This is a genomic window from Clostridia bacterium (assembly GCA_014360065.1).
In the GTDB taxonomy this organism is placed as follows: domain Bacteria; phylum Bacillota; class DSM-521; order Neomoorellales; family JACIYF01; genus JACIYF01.
This window is the reverse complement of sequence record JACIYF010000006.1, coordinates 37,108-52,967: the sequence shown is the minus strand read 5'-3', so window position 1 is coordinate 52,967 and position 15,860 is coordinate 37,108. Positions and strand designations below refer to the sequence as shown.

Below are 15,860 nucleotides of genomic sequence, written 5' to 3'. Positions count from 1 at the left end.
GTCGCGATTCTTGCGCTGGCAGTTACCCAAAGCAATCACCAGCTCGCCGTCCTTTCTAGTAATGGGTAATTCCGTTTCCAGGCCTTTTAAGAAGGTGACCCCTTGGAATTGTTCCAGCAGCTTTTCCAGATCTCCGTTCTTTTTCATCCGGGTGAGGGACAGGAATAGCGAGCCGCTGCAGCCGCTGCAGGCCCTTCCTTCTACCACCGTGACCCCGGGGAATTCCCCTGCCACCTCGGGCCGGTGGTACTCCCGGCGGACTTGGGCTAAAGGCTCACCGGTTACCTCGATATCTCTGAGATCAATTGGTCCTAGCCCGCGCTGGCTAGCCAGAAGAAGGTGGTTTATTTCCGAGGGCGTGTAACCAATTATGGCGGCAGCCACTGCGTCCACAGCTACGGTATTGACTCCGGCCAGCATTACTCCCAGCCCTGCCGGGGTACCGCTTACCGGTCCCAGACCTTCCTGGCCCACAATACCATCCACTATGTTGAGGGCGGGGCGGACTACCTGGTTGAGGTCGACTATGGCTCCGTCCAGGCCTCGGAAATGGAACTGTTTTTTCATGCTTAGAGGAAGGACGCCCTTAAGGTTTTTCATGGCGCAGGTCAGAAGGGTGAGAATATGGTTTTTAAGAACCGGGATATTGATGACCACATCAGCTTCCCAGGCGGGCTGGGAGATTTTGACCTTCTTCATGATTTCTCCGCCGGGGACATCCAGCGTCACGGTGGGATAGTCATGGAGATTGATAACTTGGCAGCCGGTTTCCTCCAGCTGCTTGAGGTTGGTGACCTCATAGACCTTTTGCCAATCAACCCCAATGATGGGCCCCTCGCCGATGGTAATTTTAGCTGCCCCCGCCTCCCGGCATAGCTCGGCTACTGCTTGAATGACCTCCAGGTGGGTAGTCACGCCGGAGCTGGCCGGTTGGGGATCACAAAGGTTGGGCTTTATCAGCACCGAAGCGCCCGGGGGGACAAAAGCCTTCATTCCGCCCCAAGGCATCAACATCTCGGCCACTAGTGTCTTAATCTCGATGGGAGAAAGGGCAGGTAGATATCCATTGGCATTCTTGATTGATGGCGCTCGGCGAACGACCACTTGCTCCACTTTGGTATGACTCCTTTCGCAAAATAACTGCATTTCTGGCTTAATTACAGCTAACACTTAGCCCTGTGAACCAAAGTTTGTCCGTCTCTACCTGGTACCAGTATAAACCTAAACTAGGGCAGGGTCAAAGAAAACATTCTCCCAATATAACAAGCAAGCAGGGCGAATGAGAAGGGAAAAGGGTGACCTCGTAGCTAGGCGAAAGATGGGGAGGTATTGATGCCCAGAAGAACTTGGCTTAATATGGGCGTAAGCACCATGAGAGAGAAGAAGGTGTAACCAGCCAAGATGAACAAGAAAGTCCTAGCTTTGTTGAGCATGGGTCATGCTGCCACCGACATCAATCAGGGTGCGCTACCGATGATGCTGGCGTTCTTGCAGCCGGTGCTGGCGCTGAGTCAGCTACAGATTGGTGCGGTGATGCTGGCTTTCAACTTGAGCTCCTCTGTCATTCAACCGGTTTTTGGCATCCTCAGCGATCGGTTTAGCGCTGCCTACCTGATCCCTATAGGCTGTTTGCTGGCGGGGCTGGGCATGGCTTTCACTGGGTATGCGCCCAATTACCCTCTCCTGCTCTTGATTGCACTGGCCAGCGGGCTAGGCGTAGCTGCTTACCATCCCGAAGGGTCGAAGTTCTCCCGGTTTGCCAGCGGCCCGCGCAAAGCCTCCGGCATGTCCTTATTCTCGGTGGGCGGGAACTTTGGTTTTGCGGCTGGCCCGGCCCTGGCAACTCTTTTCGTCGGCCTGGCAGGGTTGTCTGGCTCCCTGGGTTTTCTGGCGCTGAATGGCGTCATGGCCCTGGTGCTTTGGTTTTACTTGCGGGCCATCACCAGCCTTTCCCCTGGTACAGCTGAGTTTCCGGCTCCTGCGGGAGCGCGGCCGGAGGCTGCCAACGCCGGCAAGCCAGAGGCAGGAAAACCAGGGGCAGAAAAACTGGAGGCAGGAAACCCGGGGGCAGAAAGGCGGGCGGCAGGGAAGCTGGCGGTAGGTCGAGTGGTTGTCCCGGTAGTCTTACTGGTGCTGGTAATTATCATGCGCACTTGGGTTCACCTGGGCATAGTCACCTTCCTGCCCCAATACTACGTCCACTATCTGCACCACAGCGAGACTTACGCCGCTACCCTCACCTCGCTGTTCCTTTTGGCGGGCGCGTTTGGTACTTTGGTGGGTGGTCCAGCAGCTGATCGCTGGGGGCTGAAGACTATTATCGTCGCCTCCATGGCGGCCATGGTGCCCTTGCTGTTCCTCTTTGGGCAGGCCAGGGGTTTCTGGGTGCCGGTGGTGGTGGTCCTGGCCGGGTTTACAGTGGTTTCCACCTTTTCAGTAACCGTGGTGCTCGGCCAAGAGCTTCTTCCCAATAATGTAGGGTTGGCTTCCGGGCTAACTTTGGGCTTTGCTATCGGCACCGGGGGAATAGGAGCTACTCTTCTAGGCTGGATCGGTGATCATTGGGGGCTGCCGGCTATATTTCACACCATGATTATCTTTCCGGTGATAGGCCTCATGCTCGCCCTTTTCTTGCCTGGCCAGGAGGAGATTTCTGAGCGGAAAGCCGCTACCGCATCTAGTTCCTGACCTTTTTTATTTGACATCTGCGGGAGCGGTTGTTATAATTAACATCGCTGTAAGGCAGTGGAGCCGTGGTGCAGAGGTCTAACACGCTGGCCTGTCAAGCCAGAGATCGCGGGTTCAATTCCCGTCGGCTCCGCCAGCTGCCTCGGTAGCTCAGTTGGTAGAGCAGTGGACTGAAAATCCACGTGTCGGCGGTTCGATTCCGCCCTGAGGCACCGGATGCGGAAGTAGCTCAGCGGTAGAGCATCGCCTTGCCAAGGCGGGGGCCGCGGGTTCAAATCCCGTCTTCCGCTCCGTTCCCGTCCCGGGTATTCTGGGGCGGGTTTTTTGTTATTGCTCTGGAGTTGGTGGTGCTGTATAATGTAGCTGTATATATCTTTAAGCGGTTCAATCCTTGCCTTGGAAGGAGGAACCCATATGGCGGTTCGGACCCAAATTTATCTCTCTGAGAAGCTGTACAAGAGAGTTAAGGCTAGGGCAGCTAAGACCGGCAAATCCATGGCCGAACAAATCCGGGAGTCCCTGGAGAGATACCTCGATGAAAAGGAAGCCGCAGAAGCCAAACCAGATGACCCGATCTGGAAGCTAGCCGGCCAGATCCAAAGCACGGAAGGGGACCTCTCTTCTAAGCATGATACCTATCTTTATGGCAAGGAGAATAAGCGATAATGCGCCCTATTTTTGTCGATACTTCAGGGTGGTGCGCTATCTATGACAGAGGGGATAGCAATCATCGCCAAGCCCTGGCTTATTGGCAGGAGCTGTCTAAAAACTTGGGCCTACTTTATACTAGCGAGTATGTACTTGATGAGACCCTAACCTTGCTGAGATTGAAGGTGGGTCACTTGGCTGCTGTACAGTTCGGGGATACAGTTTTAGGTAGTGAAGCTGTTGACTTAGTCTCCATTACCAAGGAGAGATGGCATAGAGCGTGGGAGCTTTTTAAGCAATGCCATGACCAGACCTTTTCTTTTACTGACTGTACTAGCTTCATCCTCATGAAGGAGCTAGGTCTTACTGAAGTTCTCGCTTTTGATCACCATTTTCGCCAAATGGGATTCATTACCCGGCCGATCTAAACGGGCAGGCATTTCTTGAACCGGGCATGCCCTGTGATCCTTATCTTTACCCTCTTGAGCGTATTAATCTTGCAGCTTACAGCTCTTGTCGCCCAAATATTAGGACCGATAGTGCTACCAAGACTACGGTAAGGGCCAAAGTGATGCCGACTGCCGGCAGGGTGTCGGCCAAGACTACACTTCCCTCGACTAGCTTGGCTTGGTACCCAATTAACGCCCCTGGTGAGTAGTGGGCCAACCAAGGGTTTAGCTGCGGTAAAAGTGACAGTAGCAGTACGCCAGCTATGGCAATTCCTCCCGACAGAGCCAAAGAACGCCCAACTGTGCTGGCTAGCAAAGTCAGTGCCAAAACCAAGAGATAAAAGATCATTGCCAAAAGGGTGGCCGCAAGGGAGGTCGCTAGGTGGGTCTCATGGAATATGAGCAAGGTGTAATACAAGCAGGCGGCATAAGACAGAGCGGTGGATAGAAGCACTAGGCCAGCGCTCACCACGTATTTGCTAGTAATAAATGCCCACCTGGGTACCGGCTTAGTGATCATCATGATGGCGGACCCGCGCATCTTTTCGTCTACCACTAACCCGATGAGGCTAAAGATTACTGCGAGGGTACCTAGGTTGTTTAAGTTCTTGAATAACTGGGAGTAAGCGTCCACGGCAGTCGGAGGGGGTATCTGGATGCTCAACCCTGAGTCTTTGGCCATAGATCCCAGTATATCTGGCGCCATCTTGGCCAGCAGCGGGCTGGTAAACCCGATCAGGACAAAAATGGCGAGGATAACATAAAGCCTGTGGGTGCTCCAGGTCTCGCGAAGCTCTTTCTTGAGAAAGGCCAGGGTTCCGGTCACTTTTCTTTCACCAACCTCACAAAGATATCTTCCAATGAAGGCTCCAAGATCTCAAACTTCCGCAAGGCCAAGCCGTGGGCGGATAAAAATTCCGGTAGGCGGTATTGGGCTACCCGGATGTTCCGGGGGCGGAGCCGCCAACCTTCGCCGTACCGTTCTACCTGCTCCACCCAATCTTGGCCTTTGAGAAGCGATGTTAGGTCGGAGTTTCCCTCCACCTCGACCTGGATAGAACGGGAGGCGTAAGACTCACGGAGTTCATGGATGCGCTGTTGGGCAAGGAGCTTGCCTTGGTGCAGGATAGCCACGGTATCGCAGACCCGTTCTACGTCATTGAGGATATGGGTGGAAAAGAAAACGGTGGTTTGCCCTGCTAGCCGCCCCATAGTGTCCAGGACCTCCTTTCGGCCAATGGGATCCAGCGCCGAAGTGGGCTCATCAAGGAATATCAGTTCTGGCCGGTTAAGCAGCGCCTGAGCCAGGCCCAGGCGCTGCTTCATCCCTCGGGAAAAGCCGCCGATCTTGGTCTTGACCCCGGCCAATCCGGTGAGTTCCAGCGCTTCCCCGATGCGAATGGTAAGGTCTCGACCTTTGAGGCCAAAAATTTCCCCGACCAGTTTGAGAAAGTCATAGGGTCGCATCCAATTGTAAAACCCGGGCACGTCGGGCAAATAGCCGATGCGGCCCAGGTAGCGGCGACTAGGGCGAGAAATCGGCTCGCCCAACACCCACGCCTCGCCGCTGGTGGGCCGGGCTAGGCCCACCAGCATCCTCAAGGTGGTGGTCTTGCCGGCGCCGTTGGGACCCAGGAATCCAAAGATGGAGCCTTGGGGTACCACCAGATTAAGCTCATCCACGGCGACATGGCCGTTAAACATTTTGGTAAGCTTTCTGGTCTCGATGGCGTTCATAACTCGATCCCAGCCCTTTCCCTCAATCCTTTCTTCCAAAGGCGAAATAAGCAATAGGGCCGATAATGTTGATGAATACTATTACCAAGGCCCAGATCAATTTGTTGCCGCCGGTTACTTGTTCTCGCCGCAACAGGTCCACTAGGCCGGCGATCATTAGTCCCAGTTGCAGGATAATGATGGGCAGTAGGAGGGTGAAGTTTTCGCGGAGAAATTCCATGATTATCCTCCTCTTGGCAAGTTCTTAATGATTCCTCAACTGTAATAGCCTAAACTCGGCAGCAAAGCTTGGTGGCCTGAAGATTATAGCCTTGTCGCTTGTACTAATACAACCCAAGCTCATTCTACCTTGTTCTAATACAAATGTCAAGTTAGTTGGAGTGGCGATTGAGTGGCAAGTGGCGAAATTACGGATGTGGCTTGGGGCCGGCTTACGTTGGACCAAGGCCGAGATCGGTGCCTGTAGCGCTATTGTAGTGAGAGGCTATAGAGAACCAGCGGGAATCAAATTTCGCTGAAGTACCGGCGTAACCAGCCTGTTTTTGGGACTTCCCTTTCGAAAACCCGGCGGCAAAACGGCGGCAAGCAAAAAGGCTTGAAGCCCTGTCCCGTATGGTCTTGTAGGAACGGGTTGGATCTACTTGGGCGGTTTTAGGGGCTGCAAAGGGCCGTGCACGGCGAACCCGGAAGAAGGTGGAACCCTTGATTTTCCTGTGCCCGAGGCCGGAGTCGAACCGGCACGGGGAGTACTCCCCACAGGATTTTAAGTCCCGTGCGTCTGCCTATTCCGTCATTCGGGCATAACTGAAGCCGCTTCCGATATTCCTAACCCTATTGCCACTGGATTTGAAGTCCGGTGGGTCTACCACCTTTACTGCTACAGCCATGATTATAACACAGCCCCAGTGCTTAGACAAGGTAGCGGGCTGGTGGCTGTAACGGGCTGGTGGCCACGGTCGGCTGCGCAATGGCCGTTCTTTCTAATTCTTGGATTCATTCTAGATTTTAGAAGAAGACGTATGAGCACCCAGGGAAGGTGCCTCCGGTGAGCGTTCTCTCCGGGCTGAGAGAAGTCGGTTGGGAGTGCCTCAAACAACCGATAGCCCAAAGCATCATATGGCATTACTTTTGCATGATGGTATAAGCAGAGGTGTACCTTGGAGGTGAGGTAGGTAAGCAAGCAGGTTCTGATTTGGCAAGGCCAACCTTAACTAAATACTGGCCAGCTGGGGATGGTAGCCACGGTCGTTGTCAGAGTAATGGCCAAGGTAGGCAAAGACATTAACTTCGCAGTATTTAAGCTGAATAGAAGGTGATCAGTTTTGAGCTGGCAGTTTGTGCACGACCTTTGGTTGAATGGTGTCTTGGCGGGTTTTTCCCACCTAACTTGGCAAAACGCAGCCATGATCGTTATTGGGTGCCTATTGATTTACCTAGCTGTAGCTCGTGGCTATGAGCCGTTGCTTCTCATCCCCATTGGCTTTGGCTGCATATTGGTCAACCTCCCCCTTTCTCACCTCATGGGAGAGGGAGGGCTGCTCCGCTACTTTTACGAGGCGGGGGTGGCGACGGAAATATTTCCTTGTCTGATCTTTATAGGCGTGGGGGCCATGACTGATTTCGAGCTTCTCCTTCAAAACCCGCGACTGCTGCTCTTGGGAGGAGCGGGGCAATTTGGCATCTTCTTGACTCTGCTTTTGGCCTTAGCCTTAGGGTTTAAAGAACTGGAGGCGGTTTGCGTAGGGGTGATTGGCGCCTGCGATGGCCCCACTTCCATCTACGTGACCAGCAGGTTTGCCCCCCATTTGCTCGGTCCCATCAGCGTTGCAGCTTATTCTTACATGTCGCTGGTGCCTCTGATCCAGCCGCCCATCATGAGAGCTTTCACTTCCAAATCAGAGCGGCAATGGAGAATGCCACCTTGGAACGGAAAGCCGGTTAGCAAAACTACCAAGGTCATGTTCCCGATTATAGTGACCATATTGACAATCTTGGTGGCGCCCATGGGAGCCCCCTTGATGGGTTCCCTAATGCTGGGAAACCTGCTGAAAGAATGCGGCGTGGTAGAAAGGCTCTCCAACGCTGCCCAAAACGAAATTACCAACGTGGCTACGCTGCTTTTGGGATTAACCATCGGGGCGACCATGGACGGAGAAATCTTTTTGAACATCCGCACCCTGTTTATTTTTGCTCTGGGCCTTATTGCCATCGTAGGCGACACTGCTGCCGGCATATTGCTGGCTAAGCTAATGAATGTGTTCTCAAAGTACAAGCTTAACCCCCTTATCGGCTCGGCGGGAATTTCCGCTTTTCCCATGGCAGCTAGGGTTTGCCAGCGAGTGGGGCAGCAGGAAAACCGCCGCAATTACCTCCTAATGTATGCTATGGGAGCCAATACTGGCGGCCAGATTGGCTCGGTTCTGGCGGCAGGCATCATGCTTTCAATCTTGAAGGCGCTGGGGGTGTGATCACCTGTTGGGGTCGCAGGCCGCCAACGATGGCCAAGTGACCTTGCCGCCAGCGCCCGGTCAAATAGCCAGCCAGGCATTGAGGTTACCCCTGCTGGTATTTGGCTATGAGGTCCTTCCAAAAGCCTTCTCCCGACGTCCCTCGGAGGGCGGTGTAAAAGCGGTGATGCAAGTAAGGATGGTTAGCTTCCAGCATGCTGATAATCTGAGCTGCCTCTTGGCGCTTGGTATTGCCTTGGGCTGGGCACAGGTTGGGTACTACTGGCAAGTTTTCCTTCCTTGCCAGAGCAGCTAGAACCTTTCCTTCCACGTAAACCAAAGGCCGGATGAGGGTGATTTGAGCGCGCTGGTAGTCGATGCGGGGTGGGAAAGTGGCCAGCCGGCCGTTGTATAAGAAATTCATGATCAGGGTTTGAGCGGCATCGTCCAGGTGGTGGCCCACGGCCACCTTGTTGCAACCCAAATCCTTGGCGGATTGGTTTAGGGCCCCGCGGCGGAGGTTGGCACACAGCGAACAGGGGTTTGTCTCCTGGCGCACCTCGAAGACAATTTTGCCGATTAAGGTCTTTTCAATGTGCAGCTTCAGCCCTAGCTCACGGCAGTAGGATTCCATAGGGCTCATATCCATCCCGTAGCCCAAGTCGAGAAAAATGGGGACTAAGCTGAAATCTACGGGCAGCCGCTGCCGGAGCAAGGATAAGATAAATAGGAGCGAACTGCTGTCCTTGCCACCGGACAATCCCACCGCAATGCGGTCACCATTGGCAATCATTTGGAAATCCTTGCAAGCCCGGATTACTTTGGAAAGAAACCACTTGGAGTAGTTTTTGCTCACTCGCTGATGCACTCTGGCCACCCCTGCTGGCCGGTTAGCCGCTTTGGGCATTCTAATGTATGGGATACCACAACCACCCGAGTTGGCGCAAGCCCACCCGTGGTTATGAATACGAAGACCAGTTGTCCGGCATTGATCCTGCCGTTTTCCAGCATTTCCCTTGCCCATCCTCCATTATCCACTTGCTCACTTCAATAGCTCCGAAATGGGCCTGAACAACGCCTCAATGGCTTTGGTCGGATTGGGCAGTTTTACCCCCAGGGCGTGGGGGATGCTTAGGGCCATACCTATGGCCAGGTACACCGCAAAGGCCGCCAGTTCCCGCCACATCTTCTTCTTGATCAGGCCTGGCGCCTCGAACAGGATAATGCCGATGAATAATGCGATCAACAGGGCGATCACGTTCCTCGTCCCCTTCATGATTTGGGCTCTTTCCCAAATCTATTCTTCTGGGGTGCTACCCGGCTTGGTTAAAAGGCCAATCTCCCGCACGTGCGCCTCCACGGCAATGTTAACCCTCGCCAGGGCAAATTCCTCGTCCCACCGGTCTTTCAATTCCCGCCATTCTTTTTTGTACCTCCGGTGGAAAACGTCCCCAAAGCCGAAGATGTCCACGCCGTACTCCCCCTGGGCTTTCTCCAGGGCGACGACGGCTCTTTTTTTGATCTCCCCGGCTATTTCTTTTTCCAGGGCTTTGATTTGCTCAGGCTTGGCCAGGTCTTCGCGGCTTTGCTGTTCAACCATGTCCCCTTCCACATTCACTTTTACGTCAAACCGCAGGTATTCCCCGTCGTATTCCGGCCTAACCTTTGTACTTCCCCGCCGGATCCTGATAGATACCTCTTTATCCGGCTCGCCCGGGCTGGGCACAGTGATTACTCCCTGCATGGCCTCGCCCTTCAGCCAGAGCAGACCCCTGGTCTCGTAAGCATCCAGCCAACCGATCAGCTTGTCTTCTTTAAACGCCGCTGCGCCGGAAAGGACCACCTGTTTAAGGGGCGAAGACCTGTTTTTCTCCGGCCCCGGTGTCACCCCCACTTCTTTTACCTCCACCGCCGTGGCCACCGGATGGATTCCCTTGCTGGCCAACATTTCAGCAAATTCGCGGAGTTGCACGGAGTAGCCGGTGCGCATCCGGGTCAAAAAACCGGCGGCCTGGGCCGAAGTCTTCGCTAGAGTCGAATAGGTTTCCAGGAAGTCTTTTGCCTCTCCTTTAGCCACCATTACCCACATGGTTTCCCGGGGCTGCCTGTCGCGAAGAAAGAAATCTGTCACCGTCTGCGTCTCCCTTTTGGCCATTTCTTCCCCAATAACCAGGATAACGCTGTGCCCCCAGTAAATGTCGCGGGGGACCTTCATGGCCAGGTATCTTTCAGCCTCTTCAATGGTCTTACCTTCCGCGGAGACCACCCAACTTGCTGCGGCAGCCTCCCTTCCTCCGCCCCCAGCCTCGCCGCCGCCAGCAAAAGCAGTTGGCCTGGCGATCTGGACCGTTAACCGAAGTCGGCCGTCCGCCGTCCAATCTACCCCCGTCCCCAGGACAACGGCCACCTCGGTTATTTCCTTGCGGCTCCAGCAGCCTCCCAGGAGGCTGGCAAGAAGCGCCAGCAAAAGGAGGATGGCAAATTTCTTAACCACCCGCTTCCCCTCCCTTTCTCCTGGTCAGGGCAACGATCAGCAATAATAATGGAATCCCCACCTCAAAGATGATCAGAAAAAAAGGCGCTTCAACTAGGGAAATGTAATGGAGCATTTCTACGATATTCTCGCCGTGAAGAAGGATGGAAAATGCCGCCAAGATCACCCCCGCCGGCAGCACCAGGGGCCGGTAGTCCTTAAGCCCCAGCCACTGGGCACTGCCCAAAACGGCGGCGTAGTAAAACACCCCCACCTTGACGAAGCCCCCCAACACCCATACTACCATAATGATGTAATCCAGCCGTTCTAGAAAATTGGCGATGGAAACCGCCCGGACCGCGTTGAAAGCTGGAAAGATCCAATAGCCTGCCAGGTTGGGGCCGAAGATCAGCAGCGCCTCTAGAATGCTCGCCGTTAAAAAAAAGGTGCTTAGCAGGACAGACAAAACGGCCACCCGGTAGGCTTCCTGTGGTTTGTTCAGGTAAGGAATGAGCATGGCCAGGGTGACGATCTCCCCCAGCCACATGGCGGGCGCAACGCTTCCCTTAATAACAGGGATCAAGCCGGTATCGAAAACCGGTAGCAGCCTGGCCAGCTTCATATCTTTGGCAGACAAAATGAAAGCTATGGCCAACAGTGCCGTAACGGGGATAAACAACTGGTTAAACCGACTTAATACCTCTAGCCCGTTGCGCACCGCGTAGGCCGCCACGGCAATTACCGCGATTTGAAAGACTATGATCGGGGTGTCGGGCATCATGGCCGTCACCAGAAAGGTGCCGAACTCCCTGACCGCTCCGGATCCTATATAAAGGAAAAACAGCCATATGTACAGGAAGCTGACAATCTTCCCCGGCACCTTGCCTAAAATTTCCTCCGCGAATTCCAACAGGGTTTTTCCCGGGAAACGGAGGCTCAGGCTTACCACCAGCATGGCGATCAATAATCCTGCCAGAGTGGCGAAAATGATCGACAGCCAGGCGTCCTGCCGGGCGTGCTTCACGACAACAGTAGGGACGGTGAGGATGGCCGTGGGCAAAATCGTGCTCAGCATCAACATCACGGCCTGTTTGCTGTCGATTTTCCCCGGTTCCAAACCTTGCTTCATCCCCTTCGCGTTTCCGGCGGGATGCTTCCGAAACATTTCCCATGCCGGGGCGCTGGCGCCGGCGAAAGACTGGCCTCGCCAGCGATCCGTACGGCTCCCCCTCACCCTTCGGCGGGGTTCCCGGCCAATTCGACCTCCTGTCTCAAGAGGCCGGCCTCCCCAGCACTCAACCAGCAAAACATACCATGGCCTATTGATACTCGCTTTCTGGGCAGGGTAACCCCATTACCAGGTTCGTAAGTTGAGTGCTGGGTCGGCCCCGCCTCCGGGCTCGGTCTCGCCAACGGCTCGCAGGGCTCCCCCAAAGTCGCCTTACGCCAGCATCCCCGGCCATTTTCATACTTCTTTCGGATGCACCTCCAGCGGGGTCGGTTTTAACCCCTGTTGCTGCCTTTTTTGATCCTGCCTTGCGATCAGCCGGGGGCGGGAAAGCATGGCCCACCAGGGCGCACGCCAGACCGCGTCCTTTAAGTCGGCGTCAGTCGTAGGAACCAGCGGGGAAAGGTAGGGAACCCCGAAAGAGCGCAGACAGCACAAGTGGATGCCGATGACCGCCAGCCCTCCGATCAATCCAAACAGGCCCAGGGTGGTCGCCAGCACCATCAAGCTGAACCGCAGCAGGCGAAAAGCAATGCTGAAGCTGTACACAAAAGCAAAGGAGGCAATGCCGGTTAAGGCCACCACGATGACCGTGGCGGCGGCCACCAGGCCGGCCCGCACAGCAGCCTCCCCGATGACCAAAGCTCCCACGATGCTGACCGCCTGACCGAGGGGCCGCGGCAGACGGATCCCAGCCTCCCTTAAAAGTTCGAAACTTAATTCCATGATTAACACCTCAATCAACACCGGGAAAGGAACCGCCTCGTGCTGGGCGGCGACACTCAACAAGAGCGCGGTGGGGAGCAGTTCGTAGTGAAAACTGAGCACGGCAATATACAGCGAAGGCAGCGTGAGCGAGATAAGCATGGCCAAGAACCGGACGAGCCGGACGGCGGAGGAAAAAATAAAGCGTTCGTAATAATCCTCGGGGACGTGGAGATACTCGACGAACAAATTTGGCACGGTCAGGGCAAAGGGAGTTCCGTCCACCAGAATGGCGACCCTTCCCTCCAGGAGCATTGCCGCTACTCGGTCCGGCTTCTCAGTGTGGTTGATCGTGGGAAAAGGGCTCCAGGGGTTATCCTCGATCAACTCTTCGATGTAGCCGCTTTCCAGGACGGCGTCGACCTTAATCCTTTCCAGCCGGCTTTTCACTTCCGCCAGCAGCTTGTCGTTGACGATGCCTTCGATATACACTACCGCCACGTCGGTACCGGTAACCTCGCCCAGCCTCAGGGCCTCGATTTTCAGGTCAGGGCTTTTTATTCTCCGCCGGATGAGCGATGTATTGGTCCGTAGGGTCTCAACAAAGGACTCCCGCGCCCCCCGCACCGTCGGTTCCGATTCCGGATCGGTAATGCTGCGCGTTTCCCAGCCTCTGGCCCCGTTGATGATGGCGGTGGCGTGCCCGTCCACCAGCAAAACGGTATCCCCGGACAGGATGGCGTGGACGAGATCCTTTAGCTTATCGGTTTCCTTGACTTGATGTATGCACAGGCCTCGCTGTTTGATGAATTCCAGGGCCCGGGCTTTGGTGATCTCCTGGCCGGGCACGGCCATGGGCACTTCCAGGGCCAGGGCCCGCATGATTTGGTCACTGACTTGCCTTTTGTCCGCCAGGCCGTCCGTGTATATCAGGGCCAGCCTGATCTCTTCATTCTGGGCAAAGACAAACTCCCGGTAAACCACGTCGCTGCATTTATTCAGGACGGCTTTAATTTGCCGGAGGTTGGCCTCCAGGTCCGGGCTCAAAACCTGGTCCTTTAGGGTGGCCTGGGTAAAGGGGCTGTCCCCAGGTTCTTGGGGTGAAGGATTACCCTGGCTCTTTGGCCTGCCCTGGCCCGGCCACCCGGCTCTGATCGGGTTACGGAAACGGATCATGGTTGAACCCCCTTGACGGCGCTACGCCACTTGCCTCAAGCGCCGCACCCCACACCCCGTGCCTCAGCTTTTGGCTGGCCTGGCTTCCGCCCGGCCTGGCGCCGCTGTCGCAATCCCTCCGCCAGTTGCTCCAGGGTCATGGACATACCCAGTCTTCCAGGATAAAGGCCTGGTACATTTAACTTCCATCGGTACCAATTTGCCCCGCCCCGTCGAAATTATACATTTGGAAAAAGGCGACAAGTTCCGTCCGTACGTCCGCTCGGCCCCCAGATCCACTGTGGAAGTGCTTGGGAAAGGTATTGTATCCAGACAGGCGAAGGTTACCAACGAGGCCTAAGTTGGTGATATGACTGGCCCAGTATCGGTTAGTCAGATCGAAAGTGGTTGTAACCTTGGGGGAGGAGCTGCTCGGCGCTACCGTCCCGGCGAACCAGCCTAATCCCTTGTTCTTGGGGCAGTATTTTTCCTACCACCCAAAAGCGGCTTTCCAGGCGCTTTAGGGCTTTGCTGATGCAAGCTCTGGCCTCGGGGGCAAAGGTGAACACCAGTTGGTAATCTTCCCCGCCAAATAGGGCCCAGCTAAGGGGATCGGCGCCCAGGGCTTCAGCCGCAGCTAGGGTGGCCTGACTGATGGGCACGTCCTCGCCATAGAGTATCGCCCCGACTTGGCCTTCCTCGGCAATGTGGTTGATTTCACTGGCTAGGCCATCGCTAATGTCCATCATGGCGCTGACGGCACCGGTGGCGGCAAGTTGCCTGCCCTCCTCCACCCGGGGGATAGGCTCCAGGTGAGCCCGCACCAGCTCTTGTGCCCAGGGCGGGGTCGAAACCGGAGTCGGGGAACCGATCGGGGAGGGGCGGGCAGGCCTGGCCTGGCTTTGCAGCCAGGCCAGGCCTGCCGCTGAACTTCCCAGATACCCAGTCACGCCAATTAAATCGCCCGGGCGTGCCCCCGATCGAGTGACCGGGTGGTCGCTCTCTCCCAGAATCGCCACATCTACAACTAACGGGCCTGGTGATTTGACTATGTCCCCACCTACCACCTTCACGCCGAAGCGGCTGGCCACGGCCGCCAAGCCTTGGTAAATCTCATCCACGTAGGCATCATCGATGTCATGGCTAAGGCCCAATGAGACCAAAGCGTAAAGCGGGGTCCCTCCCATGGCGGCAATATCGCTGATATTCACCGCTAGGGCTTTCCACCCCAGTTGCCAGGGGGTAATGTAACTCTTTTCGAAATGTATTCCTTCCACCAGCATATCTATGCTGGCCAAGAGCTTTCCTTTCGGTGGCTGGAGGATGGCAGCATCATCGCCGATCTTGCTGCCCATTTGTTCCCGGATGCGCTTGATGAGGCCGAATTCCCCGCCCTTGATGACCACTTCCTCAAGCAACCGCCTTTCCTCTATTTCTTTTTGCTTAAACGTACCTTGGGCATACTTAAGTAGAGCATCTACCTCAGTATAGCACAAGATGGCAGCATGCCAGGACATCGTGGCAGCCATGGAGCGCTAGAGGGAAGGCGGTGTTGGAGTCTTTTATTTGCCTCTAGAAGCAAAGGGGTTGTCATAGTAAATGATGATATCTACCCGGCGGTTCTTGCGGCGTTCTTCTTCTGAAGTGTTGGGAAAGAGGGGGTGATACTCGCCGTAGCCTACAGCAATAAAGCGCTCCGGCTTGAGACCCGTGGTTTCAGTAAAGAAACGAATTACGGTAGTCGCCCGGACCACTGATAGTTCCCAGTTACTGGGAAATTGGGAAGTATTGATGGGCAGATCATCAGTGGAGCCAGCTACGCCAATGTAATTGGGGATTTGCCGCAGGTAGTCACCGATCTTTTTCAGGATGGGCAAGGAACTTGACCGTACGACCGCCTGGCCACGCTCAAAAAGGACGGACCCCGTAAAACTGATAATAACCCCTTGGCTGGTAGTGGTGACAAAGACCTGGTCCTGAAGTCCGTGTTCCGCCAGGTAGGCTCGCAGGTTCTGGGTCATCTGGGCAAGCTCGTCCGGCGGCACCACCTGGTCGCCACCGTTGGGTTCGGGCAAGAGCATCCCGCCTCCGCTGCCGACGAAAACCTGGCTTAAGGCTCGGGCCAGCTGCTCATAGCGAGCTAGATCCACTTTGGATATGGCATACATGACGATAAAGAAAGCCATCAGCAAGGTGATCAGGTCGGCGTAAGTCAATAGCCAGCGCATGCTGCCGGAGCCAGCATGGGCGCTAGGCTGGCTGTCTTCCTCAGGCCCGATTTTGTTGGTCCAGAATGGCACCCGTTAACCCTCCTTTCAGCCAAGACAGCC

The 15,860-nt window shown here is 55.3% G+C and carries 15 protein-coding genes and 4 tRNA genes; 7 read left to right on the top strand and 12 right to left on the bottom strand.

Annotation, left to right across the window (positions count from 1 at the left end):
* The coding region (locus tag H5U02_02330; GenBank protein MBC7341279.1) for a DUF362 domain-containing protein at positions 1-1,113 on the bottom strand (1,113 nt) is incomplete at its 3' end.
* 288 nt (positions 1,114-1,401) lie between these two features.
* On the opposite strand from H5U02_02330, the gene H5U02_02325 reads away from it, so the two are divergent.
* From H5U02_02325 to H5U02_02300, 6 genes are all read left to right on the top strand, one after another.
* Positions 1,402-2,688: an MFS transporter gene (locus H5U02_02325; protein MBC7341278.1), complete on the top strand. Its 1,287-nt coding sequence runs from the start codon at positions 1,402-1,404 to the stop codon at positions 2,686-2,688.
* Positions 2,689-2,747: 59 nt separating this feature from the next.
* Positions 2,748-2,824 (top strand) — tRNA-Asp (locus tag H5U02_02320).
* Positions 2,825-2,827: 3 nt separating this feature from the next.
* Positions 2,828-2,900, top strand: a tRNA-Phe gene (locus tag H5U02_02315).
* Between the two features lie 6 nt (positions 2,901-2,906).
* Positions 2,907-2,978 (top strand) — tRNA-Gly (locus H5U02_02310).
* A gap of 124 nt (positions 2,979-3,102) precedes the next feature.
* Positions 3,103-3,354: a CopG family transcriptional regulator gene (locus H5U02_02305; GenBank protein MBC7341277.1), complete on the top strand. Its 252-nt coding sequence runs from the start codon at positions 3,103-3,105 to the stop codon at positions 3,352-3,354.
* Positions 3,354-3,764 (top strand): type II toxin-antitoxin system VapC family toxin, encoded by a 411-nt coding sequence (locus H5U02_02300; GenBank protein MBC7341276.1) that lies wholly within the window; start codon positions 3,354-3,356, stop codon positions 3,762-3,764. The genes H5U02_02305 and H5U02_02300 overlap by 1 nt, the downstream gene beginning before the upstream one ends.
* Positions 3,765-3,840: 76 nt before the next feature.
* On the opposite strand, the gene H5U02_02295 is transcribed toward H5U02_02300, so the two are convergent.
* From H5U02_02295 to H5U02_02280, 4 genes are all read right to left on the bottom strand, one after another.
* Complete coding sequence (locus tag H5U02_02295; protein MBC7341275.1) at positions 3,841-4,611, bottom strand: ABC transporter permease subunit; 771 nt, start codon at positions 4,609-4,611, stop codon at positions 3,841-3,843.
* Positions 4,608-5,522 (bottom strand): ABC transporter ATP-binding protein, encoded by a 915-nt coding sequence (locus H5U02_02290; GenBank protein MBC7341274.1) that lies wholly within the window; start codon positions 5,520-5,522, stop codon positions 4,608-4,610. The genes H5U02_02295 and H5U02_02290 overlap by 4 nt, the downstream gene beginning before the upstream one ends.
* 22 nt (positions 5,523-5,544) lie before the next feature.
* On the bottom strand, positions 5,545-5,742 hold the full coding sequence (locus tag H5U02_02285) for a PLDc_N domain-containing protein (protein MBC7341273.1): 198 nt from the start codon (positions 5,740-5,742) through the stop codon (positions 5,545-5,547).
* A gap of 494 nt (positions 5,743-6,236) precedes the next feature.
* Positions 6,237-6,322: transfer RNA gene (locus H5U02_02280), tRNA-Leu, on the bottom strand.
* Between the two features lie 603 nt (positions 6,323-6,925).
* Here H5U02_02280 and H5U02_02275 point away from each other — a divergent pair.
* Positions 6,926-7,990: a sodium ion-translocating decarboxylase subunit beta gene (locus H5U02_02275; protein MBC7341272.1), complete on the top strand. Its 1,065-nt coding sequence runs from the start codon at positions 6,926-6,928 to the stop codon at positions 7,988-7,990.
* A gap of 85 nt (positions 7,991-8,075) precedes the next feature.
* On the opposite strand, the gene H5U02_02270 is transcribed toward H5U02_02275, so the two are convergent.
* From H5U02_02270 to H5U02_02240, 7 genes are all read right to left on the bottom strand, one after another.
* Positions 8,076-8,876, bottom strand: coding sequence for a tRNA 2-thiocytidine(32) synthetase TtcA (locus H5U02_02270; protein ID MBC7341271.1), 801 nt, complete (start codon positions 8,874-8,876; stop codon positions 8,076-8,078).
* Positions 8,877-9,011: 135 nt separating this feature from the next.
* Positions 9,012-9,227 (bottom strand): hypothetical protein, encoded by a 216-nt coding sequence (locus tag H5U02_02265; protein MBC7341270.1) that lies wholly within the window; start codon positions 9,225-9,227, stop codon positions 9,012-9,014.
* Positions 9,228-9,266: 39 nt separating this feature from the next.
* A complete protein-coding gene (locus tag H5U02_02260) occupies positions 9,267-10,463 on the bottom strand; it encodes a Ger(x)C family spore germination protein (protein ID MBC7341269.1) in 1,197 nt (398 codons plus the stop codon).
* The gene (locus H5U02_02255) at positions 10,456-11,571 is read right to left on the bottom strand and encodes an endospore germination permease (protein MBC7341268.1); all 1,116 of its coding nucleotides are present in this window, start codon (positions 11,569-11,571) and stop codon (positions 10,456-10,458) included. The genes H5U02_02260 and H5U02_02255 overlap by 8 nt, the downstream gene beginning before the upstream one ends.
* Before the next feature lie 336 nt (positions 11,572-11,907).
* The gene (locus H5U02_02250) at positions 11,908-13,551 is read right to left on the bottom strand and encodes a spore germination protein (GenBank protein MBC7341267.1); all 1,644 of its coding nucleotides are present in this window, start codon (positions 13,549-13,551) and stop codon (positions 11,908-11,910) included.
* Positions 13,552-13,919: 368 nt separating this feature from the next.
* Positions 13,920-15,026 (bottom strand): thiamine-phosphate kinase, encoded by a 1,107-nt coding sequence (thiL, locus tag H5U02_02245; protein ID MBC7341266.1) that lies wholly within the window; start codon positions 15,024-15,026, stop codon positions 13,920-13,922.
* A 66-nt stretch (positions 15,027-15,092) separates the two neighbouring features.
* Positions 15,093-15,830 (bottom strand): OmpA family protein, encoded by a 738-nt coding sequence (locus H5U02_02240; GenBank protein MBC7341265.1) that lies wholly within the window; start codon positions 15,828-15,830, stop codon positions 15,093-15,095.
* Positions 15,831-15,860 lie beyond the last annotated feature (30 nt).